Origin of the sequence: Algibacter miyuki, from assembly GCF_030409805.1 — a bacterium.
In the GTDB taxonomy this organism is placed as follows: Bacteria; Bacteroidota; Bacteroidia; order Flavobacteriales; family Flavobacteriaceae; genus Algibacter; species Algibacter miyuki.
In genome coordinates, this window is sequence record NZ_JAUFQP010000010.1 from 113,297 (window position 1) to 137,342 (window position 24,046).

General features: G+C 35.3%; 13 protein-coding genes. 7 read left to right on the plus strand and 6 right to left on the minus strand.

Going from position 1 to position 24,046, the window contains the following annotated elements:
• Positions 1 to 39: 39 nt before the first annotated feature.
• Positions 40 to 765: a tRNA-uridine aminocarboxypropyltransferase gene (locus tag QWY92_RS08560; RefSeq protein WP_290270295.1), complete on the plus strand. Its 726-nt coding sequence runs from the start codon at positions 40 to 42 to the stop codon at positions 763 to 765.
• Between the two features lie 334 nt (positions 766 to 1,099).
• On the plus strand, positions 1,100 to 1,450 hold the full coding sequence (gene rplS, locus QWY92_RS08565) for a 50S ribosomal protein L19 (RefSeq protein ID WP_290270296.1): 351 nt from the start codon (positions 1,100 to 1,102) through the stop codon (positions 1,448 to 1,450).
• Between the two features lie 891 nt (positions 1,451 to 2,341).
• Here the strand turns inward: rplS and QWY92_RS08570 are convergent.
• The gene (locus QWY92_RS08570) at positions 2,342 to 3,928 is read right to left on the minus strand and encodes a solute:sodium symporter family transporter (RefSeq protein ID WP_290270297.1); all 1,587 of its coding nucleotides are present in this window, start codon (positions 3,926 to 3,928) and stop codon (positions 2,342 to 2,344) included.
• Positions 3,929 to 4,097: 169 nt separating this feature from the next.
• On the opposite strand from QWY92_RS08570, the gene QWY92_RS08575 reads away from it, so the two are divergent.
• From QWY92_RS08575 to QWY92_RS08595, 5 genes are all read left to right on the plus strand, one after another.
• Positions 4,098 to 4,976, plus strand: a complete 879-nt coding sequence (locus tag QWY92_RS08575; RefSeq protein ID WP_290270299.1) for an aldose 1-epimerase — start codon at positions 4,098 to 4,100, stop codon at positions 4,974 to 4,976.
• Positions 4,977 to 4,994: 18 nt separating this feature from the next.
• Positions 4,995 to 6,143: a galactokinase gene (gene galK, locus QWY92_RS08580; RefSeq protein ID WP_290270301.1), complete on the plus strand. Its 1,149-nt coding sequence runs from the start codon at positions 4,995 to 4,997 to the stop codon at positions 6,141 to 6,143.
• A gap of 24 nt (positions 6,144 to 6,167) precedes the next feature.
• On the plus strand, positions 6,168 to 7,187 hold the full coding sequence (locus QWY92_RS08585) for a UDP-glucose--hexose-1-phosphate uridylyltransferase (protein ID WP_290270302.1): 1,020 nt from the start codon (positions 6,168 to 6,170) through the stop codon (positions 7,185 to 7,187).
• A 440-nt stretch (positions 7,188 to 7,627) separates the two neighbouring features.
• Positions 7,628 to 10,327 (plus strand): DUF8693 domain-containing protein, encoded by a 2,700-nt coding sequence (locus QWY92_RS08590; protein WP_290270304.1) that lies wholly within the window; start codon positions 7,628 to 7,630, stop codon positions 10,325 to 10,327.
• A 318-nt stretch (positions 10,328 to 10,645) separates the two neighbouring features.
• Positions 10,646 to 17,299, plus strand: coding sequence for a DUF8693 domain-containing protein (locus QWY92_RS08595; protein WP_290270306.1), 6,654 nt, complete (start codon positions 10,646 to 10,648; stop codon positions 17,297 to 17,299).
• Positions 17,300 to 17,406: 107 nt separating this feature from the next.
• Here the strand turns inward: QWY92_RS08595 and hisS are convergent, their stop codons facing one another.
• The 5 genes from hisS to rplI all read right to left on the minus strand — a co-directional run bounded on the left by hisS (position 17,407) and on the right by rplI (position 24,040).
• Positions 17,407 to 18,777: a histidine--tRNA ligase gene (gene hisS / locus QWY92_RS08600; RefSeq protein WP_290270308.1), complete on the minus strand. Its 1,371-nt coding sequence runs from the start codon at positions 18,775 to 18,777 to the stop codon at positions 17,407 to 17,409.
• 72 nt (positions 18,778 to 18,849) lie between these two features.
• Positions 18,850 to 19,317: a DUF6495 family protein gene (locus QWY92_RS08605; protein WP_290270310.1), complete on the minus strand. Its 468-nt coding sequence runs from the start codon at positions 19,315 to 19,317 to the stop codon at positions 18,850 to 18,852.
• A gap of 39 nt (positions 19,318 to 19,356) precedes the next feature.
• Positions 19,357 to 20,229 (minus strand): glycerophosphodiester phosphodiesterase family protein, encoded by an 873-nt coding sequence (locus tag QWY92_RS08610; RefSeq protein ID WP_290270312.1) that lies wholly within the window; start codon positions 20,227 to 20,229, stop codon positions 19,357 to 19,359.
• A 65-nt stretch (positions 20,230 to 20,294) separates the two neighbouring features.
• Complete coding sequence (locus QWY92_RS08615; RefSeq protein WP_290270315.1) at positions 20,295 to 23,462, minus strand: TonB-dependent receptor; 3,168 nt, start codon at positions 23,460 to 23,462, stop codon at positions 20,295 to 20,297.
• Between the two features lie 131 nt (positions 23,463 to 23,593).
• Positions 23,594 to 24,040 carry a 50S ribosomal protein L9 gene (gene rplI, locus QWY92_RS08620; protein ID WP_290270317.1) on the minus strand — a complete coding sequence of 149 codons (447 nt, stop codon included), beginning with the start codon at positions 24,038 to 24,040 and terminating at the stop codon, positions 23,594 to 23,596.
• Between the last annotated feature and the right edge of the window lie 6 nt (positions 24,041 to 24,046).

Sequence of the window (24,046 nt, forward strand, 5' to 3'; positions counted from 1 at the left end):
TTAGTTGTTCCCTATTAGAAAAATAAAAAGATATCCACTTTGCAAGTAGAAATAGAAAACCATAGAATAACATGTTACAAATGCATGAGGCCAACAAGCACTTGTATTTGCAAATACATTAGCCCTTTGCAGACTAAGACACGTTTTATTATTCTGATGCATCCCAAGGAATACAAAAAAGAAAAAAGCGGAACGGGACATATAACGAAGCTTCAACTTGAAAATTCGGAAATTATAGTTGGTGTCGATTTTACCGATAATAAGCGTGTAAATGAGATACTTGCTAAAGAAAATTGTTCTTCTTTTTTACTTTACCCGGGAAAAGATAATTTCAACTTATCGGTAAGAGAACGTTCGGAAATTAATTCTTTTATGGGTCATAATCCACACATCTTTCTTATCGACGGTACATGGCCTTGCGCCCGTAAAATGCTTAAACTAAGTAAGAATTTGCAAAAACTTAAAAGAGTGAGTTTTGATAATAAGATAAAATCGAAATTTATTATCAAACAGCAGCCAGAATCGCTTTGCTTGAGTACTATTGAGTCTGTCTACACCGTTTTAAATTTGCTTAAAGAAGGTGATTTAGAACACTGCGAGACAACCGACTTTCTTATTCCTTTTGAAAAAATGATTGAGCATCAACTTGACTATATGTTAAACCCAAATAGTCAAAGCTATGGTTCTACTAAGCACAGAGCGCTTATTCCTAAAACGATGTATAAGAAAAATACGGAAAGAAATATTATTTTTGAACAAGAATAGATGTTATTTCTCTCTAGATCGTTTTATGCCTTCCGGCTTGCTATTTGTTAGCGGATGCTTGTGTTAAGGATAGCAGCGGCATCCTTTTTGCGAAATTATAGATACTGCACTTTGGTTAATACTATAGTTTCAAAGACTAAAAAGCTCTTGAATTGAAGAACAGTTTTTGCAAAAAGATATAGCGGATAGCCTGACCTGAAAGGGAACACCATAAAAACTATAATTTTAATTGTGAGCTTTAAAATAATAACTATCTTTGCAGCCAATTTCGGGTTAACCTCTGGCGAGAATCGTGAATGTTGTTCTGAATTAATAATTAAATAAATATAAAGATATGGAATCTTTAGTAAAATTTGTTCAAGACGAATTTGTAACAAAAAAAGAGTTCCCAGAATTTGGAGCTGGAGACACAATTACTGTGTTTTACGAAATTAGAGAAGGTGAAAAAGTACGTACTCAGTTTTTTAGAGGTGTAGTTATTCAAAGAAGAGGATCTGGATCTTCTGAAACTTTTACAATTAGAAAAATGTCTGGTACTATTGGGGTAGAACGTATTTTCCCTATTAATTTGCCTGCATTACAAAAAATAGAAGTTAACAAACGTGGTAAAGTTCGTAGAGCTAGAATCTACTACTTTAGAGGTTTAACTGGTAAAAAAGCCAGAATTACTGAACGCAGACGTTAATTGTAAAACTCTGTTTTACAACAACATAAAAAGCCTTAAGATAAATCTTAAGGCTTTTTTTATTAACAAAAGTTAATAACTAAGGTTTATAACATGTTGATAACTAAAGCCTTAATTATTTGGCAAATAGATATTGTAATAGTAACTTAGCAGTAGGGATAACGACAATGAAAGTTGGTTTCACTTAAAAACTGAATTTATGTTTATACCGATTTAAGAATACGTTCTTACAAATAATTGTTTTTTTGAGATTTTACAACATCGGGTGTATACGCGGGTTTGTAAAAAATAAGGATATTATACAGTACACCTGTTAAAGGCAGGTAGACTTATAATGGAATACCCTAATAACGGATTTAATGAGAATTGAATCGACATTTAGAGTTATGCTTATTGTGGCTAAGTACAAATGCGAACAATGCGCAATGAGTATCGAAAAAAAACAGTTACATTGAAACATGAAGTAATAGGTCAATACATTTTGAAAATTGCAGACATGTTTCACTTGAGATAGAAAACTTGATTTAAACGGATTTTGATGAACTTCAAATCAAATTAGTAAAATGCTAAGTTTAAAACATGTGTTACTATTTCAAAGAAAGCCATATCAAAGGAGATTAAGTTCTGCAGTGATATGGCTTTTATTTTTTAGAACAGTTAACATCTTTTGATTTCGCTAGCTTCTGTCCTATTTACTTCTTAAAAAATCATGAATTACCCCACCTATGACGGGTTAAACACAAATTATTCTACGGAATAATAATAATAATAATAATAGAAAAACACCTTTTTCTTCACGACACATTTCACTTTTTAACCTCATATTTTAAACAAAAAAAAGTCGATGCATATACATCGACCTTTTGTTAAATTATAAAGTAAATACTATTCTTACGAGAAATAAATATAAATACCAATTACAATAACACAAATAGCTATACCAACAGTTTTTAAATGTTTCCAAGGCGTGATATCCACTTGCTTTGTAAACTCTAAAGTAAAGGCCTCGCTACGCGGTCTAAGCTTACCTATGATTAACATAATAATGACGTTAAGCACAAATAAAATAGCCATAACATGTAAGAAATGAGGGTAATTGTCGGCCCCTACAACATAAGGTTTTACAATAAACTGACTAATACTATACAATACAACTCCAGAAATAATAGCTACTTTTGCTGCAATCGCTGGCACATATTTAGTTAAATATCCAACCACAATAATGGTTAAAATAGGAATACTATAGCACCCGTTAACCTCTTGTAAATAACCAAATAAACCATCGGGAGCATTAGCTATTAAAGGTGCAATACACATCGATAAAATGGCAAGCACCACACCAAAAGATTTCCCTGCAAATACCGTTTGCTTTTCAGTAGCTTCTTTATTGATGTGAGATTTATAAATATCGATACCAAACAAGGTTACCGAACTGTTTAATGCCGAGTTAAACGAACTTAAAATAGCCCCAAACAAAACCGCTGCAAAGAACCCTACTAGAGCTGCTGGCAACACCGCTGTTACTAATCTTGGGTAAGCTTCATCTGGATTCTCTAAAGTATCTCCAAACATATGAAATGCAATAATACCTGGCAACACCACAATTAATGGCCCTAATATTTTAACGGCAGAAGCTAACAATAAACCCTTCTGCCCTTCTTTTAAGTTTTTTGCACCTAAAGCACGTTGTATTATGGCTTGGTTGGTTCCCCAATAAAACAACTGTACCAACATCATACCGGTGAAAATAGTTCCGAAAGGTATCGATGAATCGGAATCACCTAAAGCTTGAAACTTTTCTGGATTGGTCGTCATTAAAGTAGACATACCTTCTGTAATACTACCTTCTCCAATAGCTAATAAACCGAAAAACGGAATTAACAAACCGCCAATTAATAAACCAACAGCATTAATAGTATCCGAGACAGCAACTGCTTTAAGCCCGCCAAAAATAGCATAAATAGAACCTATAATACCAATACCCCAAACGGTAATCCAAAGTGCAGTGGTTTTAGAAACACCTAATAATGTAGGTACGTCAAACATAGCATTGATAGCCAAAGCTCCCGAATACAGTACAATTGGCAATAACACTATTACATAACCACTTAAGAACAAGCCTGAAGTTATGGTTTTTGTCATTTTATCGTAACGCTTTTCTAAAAACTGAGGCACGGTTGTAATCCCGCCCTTTAAATATCTAGGCAATAAAAACACGGCGGTAATTACCATAGCAATCGCGGCTAAAGTTTCCCAGGCCATTACTAAAATACCTTCTTTAAAAGCCGATCCGTTTAAACCTACTATTTGTTCTGTAGATAAATTGGTAAGCAATAAAGATCCAGCAATTACAACTCCCGTAAGACTTCTACCTCCTAAAAAATAGCCGTCGGAAGAATCCTCATTTGATTTTCGCGTCGCTAAATAAGAAATGATAGCAACCAAAGCTGTAAAGCCTAAAAATGATAAAATTTGCATAATTTATATTGGTTTAGTTTAATTGAAAAATCAAATATACCTAAATTCTATATGCAAAACATCAAAATAAATAATTAAATGTAAAAATTACATTTAATTTAATCAAACCACTTGTTAATACAAGTCTAGTTAGTATCTTTGTAAAACCAACTTTTATATACTAAACATTTTGTACACCATAAAACACATTGAAAATAGTCTTGAAATTCAAAACTCCGAACGTAGCGTTTACGCTAAAATCTGTTTGAATCAAGGTGCTAGTCTTCAAGTATTAAAACTATCAAATTCACTTTTAATTGAAGATTTGAATCCCTTACCATATAAAGACACCTACGCATCTTCCATCCTATTTCCGTTTGCCAATAGAATAAAAGATGGCACTTATACTTTTGAAGATAACATTTACAATTTTGAAATTAACGAAAAACCAAACAACAATGCCCTACACGGCTTAGTGTTTGACAAAACGTTTGATATTGTAAATTCCGAAGCTACAGAAACAAGTGCTACCGTAGAATTAGTATATAACGAAACGCAACAAAATAATGGTTTTCCGTATACATTTTCTATTGCTTTAGAATACATATTCACCGAAACCACTTTAGACTTAAAGGTAAAAGTACTAAATACAGATGTCAAAGCTTTCCCATTTACACTGGGCTGGCACCCCTATTTTTTGAGCGATAATTTATTCGAAAGTGCTTTACAATTTGAAAGCTCAAAGAAAATGGTGTTTGACAACCGTATGATAACTTCGGAAGTTATAAAAAACCCTAATCCTTCGGAAATTGAAATCAAAGACACGCCGTTAGACGATTGTTGGGAACTTGATAAAACTCACGTTACCTTCAAAACACCTCACTATACATTAACCATTGATTCTTCCGAAGAAAACAGTTTTTTACAAAGTTACACGCCGCCAAAAGCGAACACTATTGCTATAGAACCAACTACCGGAGTTTCCGATAGTTTCAATAATAAAATTGGATTAAAAACATTGGCTCCGAATGAAGATTACAGTCTTATTTGGACACTTAAACTAGACTAACATCATACCATTTACACTATGAACACCACTTTAGTATCGAAAATTAAAACAGCTTTTGTTGAAAAATTCAACAACACGCCATTGCTTGTTTTTTCACCTGGTCGTATCAACATTATTGGCGAACATACCGATTATAATGACGGTTTTGTATTTCCTGCAGCCGTAAATAAAGGTATTATTGCCGCGCTTAGCAAAAGTAACACCAACACCTCAACGGCTTGTGCTGCCGATTTTGATGATACCATTGAATTTTCGGTAAACAATATCAAGCCTATGGCTAAAGAAAGTTGGGGCAATTATGTTTTAGGTGTTATTGCTGAAATTCAGAAAGCAGGTAAAACCGTAGAGAATTTTAATATGGTTTTTGGTGGCGATATTCCGTCGGGTTCAGGTATGTCTAGTTCGGCTGCTTTAGAAAACAGTGTCGTATTTGGCTTAAATGAATTGTTTGATTTAGGATTAACCAAAACGGAAATGATCTTTATTTCACAAAAAGCAGAGCATAATTACGTTGGTGTAAACTGCGGTATTATGGACCAATACGCAAGTATGTTTGGAATTAAAAATCACGCCTTACTTTTAGATTGTCGTTCGGTGGAAGCTAAACCTTTCGAAATTAATTTTGAAAACCACGAACTAATGCTCATCAACACCAATGTGAAACACAGTTTATCTGATAGTGCTTATAACGATCGCAGATTGGTTTGCGAACATATCTCTAAACTTTTAAACATAACCGCTTTAAGAGATGCTTCGGAAGCAGATTTGGAAACTATAAAAACACAAGTTAGCGAGACAGATTATCAAAAAGCCCTGTTTGTTATACAAGAAAATAACCGTGCCGAAAAAGCATCAGCAGCCATGCAAAATGGCGATTTAAATACTTTAGGTCAACTTATTTATGGCTCGCACAACGGCCTGCAACACCAGTACAAAGTGAGTTGTGATGAACTTGATTTTTTAGTTGAAAAAGCAAAAGAAAACCAATATATTTTAGGCGCACGTATGATGGGCGGTGGCTTTGGGGGCTGTACCATTAATTTAATTGCCAAGCATGCCGTAGCCGATTTTAAAACCTCGGTTTCCGAAGCTTATAAAAATAAATTTAATACCGATTGTTCGGTTTATGCTGTTGAACTTTCCGATGGTACGCACCTTATAAAATAATTCTCAACCAAAAGACACTTTAAAATGAATACCGATTTACAAGATTTTTCACATAAACGTTATAATATTTTAACTGGCGAATGGGTTTTAGTTTCTCCTCACCGCGCTAAACGCCCTTGGCAAGGACAAAATGAAACTGTAAACAACGAAGTACGTCCATCGCACGACCCGAGCTGTTATTTATGTGCTGGAAACACCAGAATTAACGGTGAAATAAATCCGAAATACCAAGATGCTTTTGTATTTACAAACGATTTTGCCGCTTTACAAACCGATTCTAAAAAGTTTGAAGTTGAAGATGGCTTACTAAAAGCACAAAGCGAACAAGGCATTTGTAAAGTAATTTGCTTTAGTCCAGACCACTCTAAAAGTTTGGCCGATATGGATGCTAAAGACATTGAAAAGGTGGTTTTTGCATGGCAACGAGAATTTAAAGAACTTGCTGAAAACGATTTAATAAATTACGTTCAAATTTTTGAAAACAAAGGCGCTGTAATGGGTTGCAGCAATCCACATCCACATGGACAAATTTGGAGTCAAACTACGCTACCAAATGAGGTTGACAAGAAAAACACGCATCAATTAAACTATTTCAATAAAACTAAAAGCAGTCTTTTAGGCGATTATTTAGCTCAAGAATTAGAAAAACAAGAACGTATTATATTCGAAAATGATGCCTTTGTAGTGCTTATTCCGTTTTGGGCAGTTTGGCCTTTTGAAACGATGATTGTTCCTAAAAAACAACAAAAAGATATTTTAGAATTAACAGGAAATGAAACCCTGCTTTTTGGTGAAGCTATTTCGGTAATTACCAAAGCTTACGACAAATTATTCAATACCTCTTTTCCTTATTCTAGTGGTATTCATCAAGCACCAACCAATGGTGAAGATAATGCACACTGGCACTGGCACATGAGCTTTTATCCGCCATTATTACGTAGTGCATCGGTTAAGAAATTTATGGTTGGTTATGAAATGTTCGGTTCACCCCAACGTGATATTACTGCTGAAAGTGCCGTAAAAATGCTTCGCGATTTACTATAAAAATATCCTTTTTTTTATATACAAAAAGCCTTTCATTAGTTTGTAAAGGCTTTTTTTTTGCCTTATTCTGAACGTAAAATGAACCACTCTTTTTACGAACTCCCTTTAAAAAATATCCAAAAGCAACGCATATTTCTAAGTAACACCTCATAAAAACCGAATTTTTATTCCTCCAAACATAAACTTTTCAATAAGCTTAAAAGGAACAAAATCAATAACCACGAACCACAAAACAACCATTTAACGATATATTTTGCGTTTTATCGTAATTATTCAAAATAAAATGTATATTTGCGTAAGAAATTATTAACCAAGTATTATTCAAAATATGGTATCCCAAATTATATTTTATGAATAGTCTAAAACCTATAAAGTAGTCCCAAAAAGCCAAAAATAGTTTGCACCAAAGAATTTTTTAATGGCATAAAAAAATCCTACTTATGAAAAACGCTCATAAATCGTGTTGGTTAAAAACAAGTACCATGTTCCTACTAACATGGTACGCTCTAACACCAGCATTAAGTTTGTCCTCAAATAGTTTCGGTGCAACATCATCTGAACTTAGTACTACAAATCACAACTTCAGTTTTTCAAAAGACAAGCTATTACAATCTGATAATGAGGCAATGGTGCTTCCTGGTAACTCTGCTAACAATAAATTTCAACTTTACTTTAATGGTGAAACCGCATATACCAGCGAACCAACCTTAATAAACTCATGGCAAGAAACCTCTTTAATGGTTTGGATAAACATTGCTGATTTATCAAACGGTATTCAATTTATTGCAGGGCAAAACATATTCAACTTACAACTTAATGCCGACAAGAGTATTTCCGCTTATGCCAACAATCAAACTATAACAAGCAACGATATTCTAAACAACAACCAATGGTATCATATCGCGGCAACATTTAATGCCAATACCTTCAACTTATATATTAACGGCGTATTGAACGCTTCTTTAATCAATACTTCTGGATCTTTAGATGCAGATACTTCCTATTTCATCTTAGGAAAAAACCAAATAAGCGATAGTCAATACTTTCAGGGTTATATGGATGAATTACGCGTCTTTAATAAAGCGCTTACATCAAACGAACTTCAGAAAATAATTTTTCAAGAAATAGAAAATAACAACGGCATTGTAAAAGGCGCTGTTCTTCCTAAAGACATTACAGATTTCAATACAGAAACACATATATCTACGCCTTTATCATGGAACTATTTGAAACGTTATTACCGAATGGATTCCTTAAATGAAATACAACTTAACGATTTTTCGAAAGAACTTAATACCGAAAGCGCAACCCTTCATAATGTTGAAATACTAAACCAACAAACAGCTCCTTTACCTTTTGTAACCAATCAATCTGGATCGTTAGAAAACGCTATTAACCATCCTGAACACGGCATTCGCGGGACGGACGCCTTAGCTTATAATTGGTCTATAGTTCATATTAAACACAACGATGTTTATTTTTCGGGTTCGCAAGCCCATTTAGGTCTTATCATTGATGAACAAAATGCCGATTTAGAGCCTATTACATTTACCGTTCTAGATCAAGCTGAACTAAATATTAGCTGGTATTTAAACCTCAACGGCACCATTGATTTAAAAGATAACTCACAACTTATTCAAGGAGAAGAAAGCACCCTTAACACAAGTAGTTTAGGCGAAATTTCAACGAATAAAGCTATTTCAGGCGATATTTACACTTATAATTATTGGTCGTCTCCTGTTGGACAAACCAATAACTCAACAAATAATAACACTTATAAATTACCCGATGTTATTAAAAACATCAACTTTTTAAAATCGGGTTACGACGGCGGAACCAATGCTATAGCCGATTATTGGATTTGGAAATGCACTAATGCCTACAACTCCACAAACTCCATATGGCAGCACATTAGAAGCACCGGATCTATAAAAGCCGGCGAAGGTTTCACTATGAAAGGGACTACTAACGACGCTGCCCAAAACTTTAAAATTAAAGGCAAACCAAACAATGGCCCAATTGCTATTGCTATAGAAGCAGGAAACCATTATTTGGTGGGCAATCCGTATGCTTCGACTTTAGACGCCAAACAGTTTATAATTGACAATAGCTCTATCGGACAGAATAATGGAGCTATTACAGGTACTCTTTATTTCAAAGAACATGATAGTGGAAGTTCGCATCGTTCGTCTGCTTATGATGGCGGCTACGCCACATATTCGCTTGCAGGAGGAGTTCCGGCGGCACATAAAGGCAATGACAATCATGCCGCTACTTCTCATGACGTAACTTCTGAAACACCTGGACAATACATCCCGATGAGTCAGGCCTTTTTTGTTGTAGCTGAAACCTCTGGCACTATTCAATTTAATAATAACCAGCGTGCTTTTCACATAGAAGAAACACATGCTAATGACGTCGCAAAAACGGCGAACTTTAAAATTGCAGCAGTAGAAGATGAACGGCCAAAATTAAGAATTGGGTTTAATTCTGTAAATCAAATCCATAGACAACTGCTCATTACCGAAGATCCAAATGCGTCTTCAGGTTACGATTGGGGTTACGATGCCAAAGCAATCGATTCGCAAATAGATGATATGTATTGGTTAATTAATGATGAAAACTATAATATTCAAAGTACTAACCTTATTGAGGAATCGACTAAAATTCCCTTAGGTATTCATACACAATCCGAAGGAGAGAACAGCATCAGTGTTGATGGTTTTGAATATTTCCCAAAAGACTTAAACGTATATCTTCATGATAAAACACTTGGTGTTTTTCATAATTTATTAGATTCAAATTACACCATCCATTTAGCTGCTGGTAGCTACCTAGATCGTTTTGAAATTACATTTACTGATAGTACGACTTTATCAACGGATTTATACGAATCCACCCAAATTGATATGTCCTTTTTGAATTCAGAAAATAGCATTGTCATACATAATCCATCGGCCATTTATATTGAATCTGTTCAAATGTATAATATGCTTGGTCAGTGTGTGTTTAAACTTCAAAGTCAAGCAAATAAGAGTAATTTCTCACATAATGTAGAAAACCTGCATTTTGGCGTATATATTTTAAAAATAAAAACGAACGTTGGAATCTTCAGTAAAGAAATTCTAAAAAGCAAATAACAAACTCATTTAAAGATAATTACAACTAAACTCTTCTTTTATGACACATAAACCCAAAAGCTTAACCTCCATAAAATCACATATTTGCAGATAAACCGATTTTTTTATAAGAATTTATTTCATAATATTGTCAAAGCTCCCTACGGCTCTCTCAAGAATGTTACTAATAGCCCCAGAATGAAACAAAAAAACTCACTAAGGTTCCCTACGCCTTGTCTCTCAGAAAAACTGTATCTAAAAAACAACAAATACAATCCATTGTTTTTGTTAAAAACAGTGTTTGCAACATCTAAAAACCTTGTAAATTCTTATCGAAAATTGCAACAGTTAAAAGAAGCATCATGCTTTATATTTTTAATATGTTGCTTTTATTCTGTTGGCGCTTTTGCTCAAGTCCCCCTTAATAACGATTTTGCAAATGCCATTACTGTGACACATAGCACAAGCTGGTGTACTGCTGATGGTGCTTATACAACACTTAACGCTACCGCCGACGGCCCTAAAGGAATAGCATGGACGAATGGCCCAAATTACAATGTTTGGTTTAAATTTCAGGCCACAGCAACACAAGTCAATGTTCAATTAAATCTTGGAAGCCTACGTAATCCATACTTGGCACTTTGGGACAGTAATAAAGCTGAAATTAAAAGCGCCAAATACACCAACGCTTCTAGTTCAATATTCGTACAATCTAATAGTTTAACTATTGGTGAATGGTATTATATTTCTGTAGATAATTACAGTGCTCTGGGTAACCGTGGCACATTTAGCTTATGTATTGAAGACCAAGTTGATTTCGATTATAAAGAAGGAGCAATTGACGTGCCGCATACCGGAGACTGGTGCTCTCAAGATGCAGAATACACTACCGTTAACGGCTCTCCTGATGGCCCTAAAGGATCTGTATGGTCGAGTGAACCTAATGCGAATGTATGGTTTAAATTTAAAGCAACTACAACACAAGTTAATGCCGAAGTAAAGCATGGCGGTACATTTGGCAATGGCCGATACCCATTGTTAGCTCTTTGGGATTCATCTGGAAGCGAAATTACAAGTGTGAATTTTAATAATACAGCAAAAACAATTAATATACAATCAAACAATTTAACTATTGGAAATTGGTACTACATATCGGTAGATAACTATAGCCAGGCCAGTTACCGTGGAAGCTTTACATTATGTGTTGATAACAAAGTTAATTACGATTATAGAGAAGGTGCTATTCAAATACCACATACTGGAGACTGGTGTTCTACTGATGCTGAATACTCAACAATTAACGCAACCTCTGATGGTGTCAAAGGATCTGCATGGGCTACCGGACCAAACTATAATGTATGGTTTAAGTTTCAAGCCACATCTACACAAGTAAATGCTGAAGTTAAAAAAGGCGATATACATGGAGATATACGTTACGCCTATATTGCGCTTTGGAATGAGGATGGCACTGAAATTAAAAGTACAAATTACAACGACGCTTTAAGCTCTATCAATGTCCAATCGAATAGTTTAACTGTTGGAAACTGGTATTATATATCGGTAGATAACCACAATTCTATAAATTATCAAGGCACGTTTACATTCTGTTTAGATAATAAAGTTAATTATGATTATAAAGAAGCCGCTATTGAAGTACCTCACACCAGCTCTTGGTGTTCCGAAGTTGATGAATACTCTACATACCATGCATCTCCCGATGAAACAAAAGGTTCCAACTGGTTTGATGGCCCCAACTACAATGTGTGGTTTAAGTTTCAAGCCACAACAACACAAATAACCGCTCAAATAAAAATTGGAGACCCTGCTAAAAATATAAGATATCCGTTTTTAGGCCTTTGGGATCAAGCGGGAGCAGAAATTAAAAGTGTAAACTATAATAGTCCAGATGGTAATATTAGCCTACAAACTAACAATTTAACCATTGGAGATTGGTATTACATTTCCGTAGATAATCGAGAAAGCATTTATTATATAGGCGATTTCTCTTTATGTATTGAAGATAAAGTAGGTAATGATTATAAAGAAGGTGCTATTGAAGTACCACATACCACCAGTTGGTGTTCCGAAAATGCCGAGTATTCAACCTATAATGCTTCTCCCGATGAAACTAAAGGTAGCTTATGGTTCGATGGTCCTAATGACAATGTTTGGTTTAAATTTCAGGCCACAGCAAATGAAGTAAATGCACACCTAAAAATAGGCAGTCCATACGGCGATATGGCTTACCCTTATATTGCCATTTGGGATGCTGCAGGAACCGAAATTAAAAATTCAAATTATTATAACAGCTATACTTCCATTAATACACAATCTAATAATTTAACTATTGGCGATTGGTATTATATATCGGTTGATAATCGAGACAACATTAATTACCGTGGTACATTCAGTTTATGTATTGAAGATAAAGTAGATTACGATTACAAACAGGCTGCTATTGAAGTACCACACACCAGCTCTTGGTGTTCTGAAGATGCCGAGTATTCCACAATCCAAGCATCATCAGATGGAGAAAAAGGTAGCTTATGGTTCGATGGCCCCAACTACAATGTCTGGTTTAAATTTCAGGCCACAGCAACTAAAGTAAATGCCCATGTAAACATAGGTGGAGTATACGGTACTATGGACTACCCGTACATAGCGCTTTGGGATAACGCAGGAACCGAAATTAAAAGCAAAAACTACTATACCGGTTCTAGTCCCGTTAACGTACAATCAGACCTTTTAATTATTGGAGATTGGTATTACATATCCGTAGATAATAGAAATAACATTTATAACCGGGGTACATTTAGTTTATGTATTGAAGATGTATTAGATTACGATTACAAAGAGGCCGCTATTGAAGTACCACACACCAGCTCTTGGTGTTCTCAAGATGCAGCGTATTCTACCGTTCATGCCTCTCCTGATGAAGAGAAAGGTTCGGCATGGTTCGATGGACCAAACTATAACGTATGGTTTAAATTTCAAGCCACAACAACTAAAATAAATGCACACGTAAAAATAGGGGATGCATATGGCACTATGGACTATCCGTTTATAGCACTTTGGGACACCGCAGGAACCGAAATTAAAAGCTCGAATTATTATAATAGTAACACCGATATTAATGCACAATCAGACGATTTAATTATTGGAGATTGGTACTATATATCCGTAGATAATAGAAATAACACTTACAACCGTGGTACATTTAGTTTATGTATTGAAAATGCATTAGATTACGATTACAAAGAGGCCGCTATTGAAGTACCACACACCGACTCTTGGTGTTCTGAAGATGCAGCATATTCTAACATTCATGCATCTCCTGATGAGATGAAAGGCTCCGCATGGTTCGACGGCCCAAACTTTAACGTCTGGTTTAAATTTCAAGCGACTACCACGCAAATAAGTACAGAATTAAATATCGGTGGTACATACGGCACCATGGACTATCCTTATATCGGGCTTTGGGACACAGCCGGAACCGAAATTAAGAGTACAAACTATACCAACAATTCAAGTTCTATAAAACTACAGTCCGATGGCTTAATCATTGGAGACTGGTATTATATATCGGTAGATAATAGAAACAATATTTATAATCGCGGTACATTTAGCTTATGTATTCAAGATAAAGTTGGCTACGATTATAAAGAGGGCGCATTAGAAGTTCCACATACCACTAATTGGTGTTCTCAAAATGCTGAATATTCTACAGTTCAAGGAACTCCTGACGGTTTTAAAGGATCAACATGGTTCGATGGTCCGAATTACAACGTCTGGTTTAAATTTCAAGCCACCACAACACAAGTCACAGCACATTTAAATATAGGAGGCGAATTCGGTAATATGGATTATCCTTTTATTGCACTTTGGAATAATGATGGAACCGAAATTACGAGTAAAAGGTACACCACCTCGACAGGTTCTATCAATTTACAATCTCCCAATTTAACCATTGGAGACTGGTATTATATAACCGTAGACAATAGATTAAACGTAAGTTATAAAGGCACATTCAGCCTATGTGTTGAAGACAAAGTAGATTATGATTATTATGAAGGTGCTATAGATGTTACATCATTAATCAATTCATGTTCTGCTGATGCAATTTACACAACAGCAGGAGCTTCTCCAGATAGAAATAGCGGTATGGCATGGAATAATAGCGGACCGCAATACAACCGATGGTTTAAATTTACGGCGCCTCCAATCTCAGGTCAATTCAATATTCTAGTTGATATCGGCTCAGAAAAAGGCACGCAAAGAGGAACTCAAGTTGCTTTATGGAAAGACGGTGGCACGGTTGAAGTCAATAGTACTCGATATACTTCTAATACCTATGCTGACGTTACATTAACTACCGCAGGTTTAATACCTGGAGACACCTATTATATCTCTGTAGACACGTACTCTAGCAGTAGCTATACAGGTACATTCTCCCTTTGTTTAGAAAATACTTTTATAGATTTTAACGGTAAAGATTATTATGTAGACTTCGGAAACACGCAAAATTTCACAGGACAATTTTCGTTAGAATCTTGGGTTCTTCAAAAATCAAATTCTGGAACAGCTGCCATAATTTCAAAAGGAGACACTAAAGCAACAGGTCTTAGAGGATACCATTTAACCATAAAAGAAGGTTTCCCTAACATATCTTGGTATGATAACTCCGGAAATGCCATTCTAGATCTCTCGTCACCTTACCGAATTACGGATAACATCTGGCATCATGTCGCATCATCCTTTAACGGAAGTACAGCATCATTATACCTCGATGGTGTTTTAGTAGCTAGTCAAAATACGGCTGCACCTCTAAATAATGTTCAATCTTTTTTAATAGGGGCTAGTTATGATAGTAGTTCTTCTTCAGTAAAAAATAATTTCAATGGTTTTATTGATGAGGTTCGCGTTTGGAATATCGGACTAACACAACAGCAGATACAAGATATGATGAATCAGGAAATCATTCAAACTGAAGCTGCTGTTAGTGGAAAAAGAACGAATCAAAATGTTTCCGACGGCTTATCATGGACTAACTTAAGAGGTTATTATCCAATGAACGATAATACCGCAACCGACCATTCTAGTTATAACATCGATGGTTCATCAATAAATAACACCACCTCGGCGCAAGAACAAACGGCACCATTACCGTACGAATCTGCAACAAATGGAAATTGGGAATCGCCAACAACATGGTTAAATAATACAGTGCAATATCCGCCAAATAGCAGTATGTATGGCACTCAAGTAAACTGGAATATCACACAAGTAAATCATAGTATAACTAATAACACAGGCCATAGCGTTTCAGCTTTAATAGTAGATACGCCTGCCACATTAACAGTAAAAGCTTCCGATAGTTTAAGCGTTTCTAGATATTTAAAACTAGATGGTGCCATTAATTTAGAAGAAGATTCGCAACTTATACAAGGTAAATACAGCGAACTAGATGTTACAAGTTCGGGTACATTACAAAAAGCGCAACAAGGAAGTGCCGATACCTTTACTTACAACTATTGGTCGTCCCCAGTTGGCCCACAAAACACCACAAATAACAATAACAGTTATAAGTTACCAGAAATTTTCAACGGAGTTAACTTTTTAACCTCAGGTTATAATGGCAGCGTATCTCCTCTAGGCATTGCTACCGCTTGGATTTGGAAATTCAGTAATAAAACTAGTGGCGATTATGCCGAATGGCAACATGTAGGTAATACAGGATCATTACTTGCAGGCGAAGGTTTTTCTATGAAAGGCCCAGGATCTGGTACTCCGTCAGCATTGCAAAACTACTTATTAAAAGGTAAACCTAATAATGGTGATATTAACTTAACTATTACTGCTGGCAATGATTATTTAGTAGGTAATCCCTACCCTTCTGCCATAGATGCAAAAGCTTTTATATTAGATAACGGCACCACCATTGCAGGACTAGGATCTACAACCGGAACACTTTATTTCTGGGAACATTGGGGAGGGAATTCTCATAACTTGGCCAGCTACCAAGGTGGTTATGCTACATATTCGCTTTCGGGAGGTGTGCCAGCTGCCGCAAAAGGCGTAAGTCATTCCGATGTTGCTAATACTGGCGTATCTACAAAAACACCTGGCCGATATATTCCTGTTTCCCAAGGATTTTTTGTAACTGCGGAAGCATCAGGAACTATAAAGTTTAATAACGCACAACGTGTGTTTCAAACTGAAGATGGCACCAATTCTGTCTTTCTGAAGTCTGCTCCCGGTAAAAACACAGGAACTCCAGTAAACAACCATGACGATTTAAGAGAGAAGTTAAGAATTGGTTTTTACTCCACAAACACCATTAAAAGACAACTATTAACAACCGTTGACGCAAGCGCTTCCATAGGTTATGATTGGGGATATGATGCGCCACATATCGACTACCAAATTGATGATATGTATTGGTTAATTGATGATGGCATATATGCTATTCAAGGTATTGATGAAATTACAGAAGATACTGTTTTACCACTTGGTGTACATTTAAAAAACCAAGGTGTAAATATTATTTCTTTAGATGATATAGAAAATGAGGCAACGCCTTACAAAATCTATCTTCACGATAAATTAATGGATGTATATCACAACTTAAGAGAAAGCGATTATGAGGTGACGTTGATAGCAGGGAAATATTTAGATCGATTTGAAATAACCTTTTCGAACACCCGAACCACGTTAAGCACAACAGCTTCTGAATCCAGAGAGCTTCCTGTAGATATTTCTTTTTCTAATAGCAGCCAAAGTATTGTTATAAACAACCAAAATGCCATTCATATAGAATCGATAACCATGTATAATATGCAAGGACAATCGGTTTATCATTTTGACACCGACTCTAGGCAAACAACCATTGCGCATCCTGCAAAAAACTTGACTACTGGTGGTTATATTATAAAACTGGAAACAGAAAATGGTATTATGTCTAAAAAGGTGATTGTTATTTCTAATAACCAGTAATAGTATAAAAAAAGGAAAATAAAGCTCACAGAGAAACCAACAACTAAAAAGCGTCCTGAAATTAATTTCAGGACGCTTTTTTCAGTAATATACTATATGTTTTACGCTTACTTTATCTGTTTTATCAAATCAGGAAGCGACAGCTTAAGCTGCTCACCCGACACCATATTTTTTAAGGTATAAGTATCAGACTCCATTTCGTTATCGCCCACCAAAACCACAAAAGGAATAGCACGTTTATTAGCGTGATTCATTTGTTTTTTCATCTTAGCAGCATCTGGATAAAGTTCTGCATTGATATCGTTTTCACGCAAAACCTTAATAGCTTTTAAGCTGAACAACGCTTCTTTATCTCCAAAGTTGATAAATAACACTTCAATGTTTTTTGCTACCGTTTCTGGGAATAAACCAAGTTCTTCTAAAACTAAATAAATACGGTCTAATCCAAAACTAATACCAACACCGCTCATATCTTTCATACCGAAAATACCGGTTAAATCGTCGTAACGACCACCGCCTCCAATAGACCCCATGCTCACCGTTTTTGGTGCAGCCACTTCAAAAATAGCACCTGTGTAATAATTTAAACCTCTAGCCAAAGTAACATCAAGTTGCAATGCTGCCGTTTTTAAACCTAATTCTGAAATAGCTTCGTTAATAAAAGCTAATTCTTCAATACCTTTTTTTCCTTCTTCGGAAGTATCTAAAATGGATTTTAAACTTTCAATTTGAGATTCAAAATCACCTGAAAGCGTAAATAACGGTTGAAGTTTTGTAATGCCTTCTTCAGAAATTCCTTTAGAACGCATTTCTTCTTTTACCTTCTCCTCACCAATTTTATCAAGCTTATCTAACGCTACTGTAAAATCGATTAATTTATCGCTAGCCCCTATAACTTCTGCAATACCTGAAAGTATTTTTCGGTTATTAATTTTTATAGTAACGCCTTCTAGTTTTAATGCTGAAAAAACGGTATCATAAAGCTGAATAAACTCAACTTCTTGCCATAATGATGTAGAACCAACAACATCTGCATCACACTGAAAAAACTCTCTAAAACGACCTTTTTGTGGTCTATCGGCACGCCAAACCGGCTGTATTTGATAACGCTTAAAAGGAAATTCTATTTCGTTTTGATGTTGAACTACGTAACGTGCAAATGGTACGGTTAAATCGTAGCGCAATGCTTTTTCTGAAATACTAGATGTTAATTTGGTAGAGTCTTTTTCAGCGTAAGCTTGCTCGTTAGCTTTATTTAAATAATCACCAGAATTCAAGATTTTAAAAATCAAACGATCACCTTCTTCTCCATATTTCCCCATTAAGGTATCGGAGTTTTCAAAACTTGGTGTTTCTATAGGTTGAAATCCGAAAGTTTGAAAAGCACCACGAATACTATTAAAAATATAGTTTCGTTTTGCAACTTGTTCTGGATTAAAATCTCTAGTTCCTTTTGGAATACTTGGTTTTTGAGCCATATATAAACGTCCTACTCACGCAGGTTTTTCTTTTTTAATTAGTACTTTTTTAATTTCCGCGTAAGCGAAGCCTTAATTAATCAACTTATAAAAATATTTGTACAATTCGCCTTTAGTAATAGAAGCTCCTTGTTCAATCATTTTAAACTTATCTAAATTTTTATCTTCGGAATATGCTTTATCCGCTTGTAAAAACTCTACGTTTTCGTCCATTAAATTTCCACGAAGCCAATCGTAGCCTTCTTGTGTTGTAATATCAACATCATTTTTTATGTTAACGACAATAGCATGCATTTGATCTTCTTTTAAATGAAATAAATACATGTGTTTTGGAGCAAAATGCTCAAGATATTCGGCTTTATTTAAAGCACCTTCCCAAATTAAATCACTAAACACATCCAATTCCATTTCTGCTAAATCGGGCTTATTTGCTTTTAAGTTTGTCCACTCATCGGCTGTTATAGATTGGGTTGCCAAAAAGTTTATAAATTCTTGGTGTAATTCTTCGAACTGTTCTTTTGTTAATCTTGAATATTTCATTCTAATATTTTTTCCTCGAAATAACGAGAATTATATGTTTTATTTTTTAATATTTAAACTTGTTGCTGCTGCAAATGGTCGGTCGGTTGCAATAACGTCAACTCCTAAATCTACCCACGTTTTATAAAGATGATCACCCTTAGCTTCGGCTTGCTTATCTAAGTTTCCTAGAGTTCCTAACATGCACGTGATTCCTAAATCGTGTAATTTTTTATAAAATGTTTCTGATGATAACCGTGTTCCTGTAAAAGCAATCATGTTTTGTGTCGGTATTTCAGAATGTAATAACCAATCTAATTCCTCATCATTACGCGCTGAAACCGATAACAACAATCCTGGAGCGGCTTTGTATGCTGCGCTGGCTTGTTTCATATCGTAGGTAATAATTATAGAAATATCTTCGGCTTTGGTTTCTTCAATTAAAGCGACAACTTGTGTTACTGAAACACTTTTTTTAATATCAATAGTTAACACCACATTATTGGTTTTCGCCCAAATTAAAACATCTTTAAATAATGGAATTTTAAAATTGGTTTCGTTTCCAAAATCGTCCACTAAGTTAAATTTTTGCAGTTCCTTGTATGTATAATTTGTAATATCGCCTTCGCCCGTGGTAGTTCTATTTAAGCTGTTATCGTGCATTAACACTAAAACATCATCTTTTGTTTTAGCGATATCAATTTCGTAAAATGCAGGAACCGTTTTATTGATAAACGCAATAGTTTCCAAACAGTTTTCTGGATAATTCTCTATAGATTTCCCGCCACGATGCACGCTAAGAATTGGCGCACGATTAGGTTGATAAGCCAAACGTTCTATTAAAATAGATTGAACCGATTGCTCTTGTTTTTTACTGACTTCCTTACAAGAAAAACTGGCAAGAAAAAGGGTAAGTATAAATAGGTATTTCATATTAAACATAAAAAAAGCGCCCCTTAGTTAAGGAGCGCAAATTTAAGAATATATATGCTATTTTCTTAGAAAATATAGCGTAAACCTACTTGAGCTTGCCATCTTGAAGCTAAACTAGCATCGTAGCCAAAAGTTTTAGCTTCCGAACCGCCGTTAAACGTAAACATAGGCTCTGTTCCAGAAGCATCTACACCAATTGGCGAAATATTATTTGGTTGTTGAATAATACCCCAATCGGAATTTAATAAGTTTCCAAAATTCAAGATATCAATACTAAATTGAATAGTATTGGTTTTATCTTCCGATACTTTAATTCTATAATCTTGTAAAAACTTCACATCCCATTTTCCTCGCCATGGCGCAAGTGCACCGTAACGTTCTGAAATGCTACCTCTGTTTTCACTTAAATAATCGTCTTGACGAATGTAGTTTTCAAAATCGGCTGCCATTGATGCGCCACCAGAAAAATTCATTTGGTTCACTTCGGCTTCCGTTGGAATATACATTAAATCGTTATTTTGGAATGAACTATCTCCATTGATGTTCCCAGCGTACGTGTAATTATATCTTCCGCCTTGAGCGTATTCAAAAAACGTTGAAATTGTAGTAGACCATTTATCCGATCCGTAAGTCCATTTTTTACTTCCTACACCAATAAAACGGTGTGTATCTCCATATTTTGAATACGATAACACATCGTTATTTGCATTACCATAATTTGGATTAAAATCGAAAGCATCACCAGTAATTTCAGCTTCAATAGAGTTTACATCTTTAGCATTTAAATAACTATAGGCCACCATAGTGTAAAGGCCGTTACTAAACGACTTTTGAGCTTTAAATGACGCATTCCAGATGCGGCCTTTATCCGAGTTTGTAAACACATAAGCATTATTAGCGCCTTTATCAGCAGGTAGATAAATAGGTCTGTCGTCTCCAGGCGCATTTAACGTTCCTGTTGGCTCGCTTAATCCCCAGTTTTGCACATGTGCCCCGTTGATATCTTTAGTGTACGATAAATCTCCTGTTAAGATAATACCGTTATTTAATTTATAATCGGTACCAATATTAGTACGCCATACTTGTGGGAATTTAAAATCTGGATCTACCAATTGGAAAAAGCCATCATCAGCTCCACTTACTTGGTTCCCTAACCATACAAATGGTAAACGCCCTGTAAATACACCTGTACCACCACGTAATTGCAATGTTGAATCTCCATTAACATCGTAATTAAAGCCTAATCTTGGAGAAATTAACCAATCGTTACTTGGCATGGTTGTACTATCTAAAAACACGTCTTCGTTAGTGTTTGGGTTGAAGTAAGTTATAGAAGTATCGCGACCAGCCCCACCATTATCGGTATCTATGAATTTCTGAATTAAATCTGAAGTATCAAAATACAACGGCTTATCGAAACGGATACCATAGGTTAATTTGAAGTTTTCTGATACGTTCCATTCATCTTGAACATAAAAAGCCAGTTGCCCCACATTTAATTCTGATAATTTCCATCCGCCGTCAGTTCCATCTTCGTTAGCGTTAGAAGCTGTAAATACATTTTGAGCATTCGCTAAATTTGCTGCTAAACCACCGTTTGGGTTAGCTGCATCGGCTAAAAATTCTGAAACCGAACCATACGGTCTAAAATTCCCGTAATAGTTAGGACCTGCAAAATTATCGTAACCAGTTAAGTTGAATGAGTTTTTAAATTGGAATTTTTCAAAAGAAAAACCAACTGTATACGTATGATCACCACTAAAAAAGTTAAGATTATTAGTTAACTGAATTACTTTTTGATCTAACTTATTATTAATTGAAAATGGTTCGTGCCCTGCAATGATATAGTTTGATCCTGCGCCATCTTGAATGGTGATTACTGGTGCCGGAGTAGAAAACGGATTTCTATAATCGTCAAATGAGGTATAACCAAATTGAATTTTATTAGTCACTGTTTCCGATAACGTTGAGTTTAATTCTAACTGTACCGAGTTCAATTTATTAGTAATTTCGTATCCCGAATTTTGAAATTGTAAAGTAGAAAAACTTGGTCCTCTAGATGTAATTGCCGTTGGATGCGCTGGTTTTTCTTTTGAAGCATTTAAGAAATTGTAAATAATAGCAAAACGGTTGTTATCGTTAATATTCCAATCTAATTTAAAAATACCTTTTGTAGACTCAGATCCTAAAGTAAAGCCTTCGTAAGCACCAGTATCGTAACCCGCAGCAGATAATGCACTTTGAACAGCCATTAAATCGCTTTCCAAAACACGAGATTCATTTATAGCTCCCGAACCAGTGTTTGCTACCCAACCGTTGGTTCCCAAATCTGAACGTTCATCTTTTTCAAAATTGGCAAAAAAGAATAATTTATTCTTCACTATCGGTCCACCAATACTCACACCATATTGTGTTTGGTTTAAATCTGGTCGAGTTACTTCTTCTCCTCTAACCTTATCCCCTGTCATATCTTGGTTTCTAGTGAACCCATAAACAGTACCATGAAATTCGTTGGTTCCACTTTTTGTAACAGCGTTAACTGACGCACCTGTAAATCCTGATTGCGTAACATCAAAAGGCGCTGTAGACACCTGAATTTGCTCAATAGCATCTAAAGAAACTGGTTGCGAATCGGTTTGCCCACCTGGAGTTGCTGCGTCTAATCCGAAAGGATTATTAAAAATAGCTCCATCTAAAGAAAAGTTATTAAACTGATCGTTTCTACCTCCAAAAGAACCGCCACTTGCGGTGGGTTCTAATCTTGTAAAATCAGATTGCGATCTAGAAATAGTTGGCAATGTGGTTAACTCGCGTCTACCAACACTAGTTTCTGCACCAGTTCTATCACTACCAAAGGTTCCTGTTCCGCCAGTACCTTGAATAACTACGGCATCTAACTGCTCGCTATCTTCCGATAAGGTAACATCTATATTTCTTGTTTTACCTAATGTTAAATAGACCTCTGTAAAAGTTTGTTCTTTAAACCCGACATAACTAATGGTTATCGTGTATGGACCACCAACTCTTAAATTTAATAAATTGAAACGGCCATCAAAATTAGTTGCTGCTCCATACTTTGTGCCTGTTGGCGTGTGAATTGCCAATACATTTGCTCCTGGAAGTGGCTCAGACGTTTGATCTAAAACGAGTCCCTTAATATTTGATGTGGTGACTTGAGCAAATGCCATAGCCCCTACAAATAAGAAGAAGATTAAAAAGTTTGTTTTTTTCATGAGTTAAAAAAGATTGAGTTAGAATTAAAATCTATGCAAGCATAGCATTTAGTAAAAATAGGGCAAAAAAAAACCACTCCAAAGGAGTGGTTCATGATATTCTAATCTTTTATTAACTTTATGTTAACAAATTAGTTTGCTTGAGCAACAACATCAAATTCTAAATCAACATTTACATCTCTATGTAAACGTATTGCGGCAGTATATTTACCTAAACGTTTAATAGTAGTAAGTGTGATGAATTTTTTCTCGATTGCTTGACCTTCTTTTTCTAAAGCAGCAGCTAAATCAATGTTGTTTACAGAACCAAATAATTTGTCTCCTGTACCCACTTTAGCTGGTATTTTAATTTCTAATGCTCTTAAAGCTTCAGCAACAACGTTAGCGTCGTCAACTATTCTTTTTTCTTTAAATGCACGTTGCTTTAAATTTTCTGCTAATACTTTTTTAGCTGAAACAGTTGCTAATATAGCTTGTTTCTGAGGAATTAAAAAGTTTCTACCATAACCGTTCTTAACTGTTACAACATCGTCTTTAAATCCTAAATTTTCAACGTCTTGTTTTAATATAAGTTCCATTGTTAT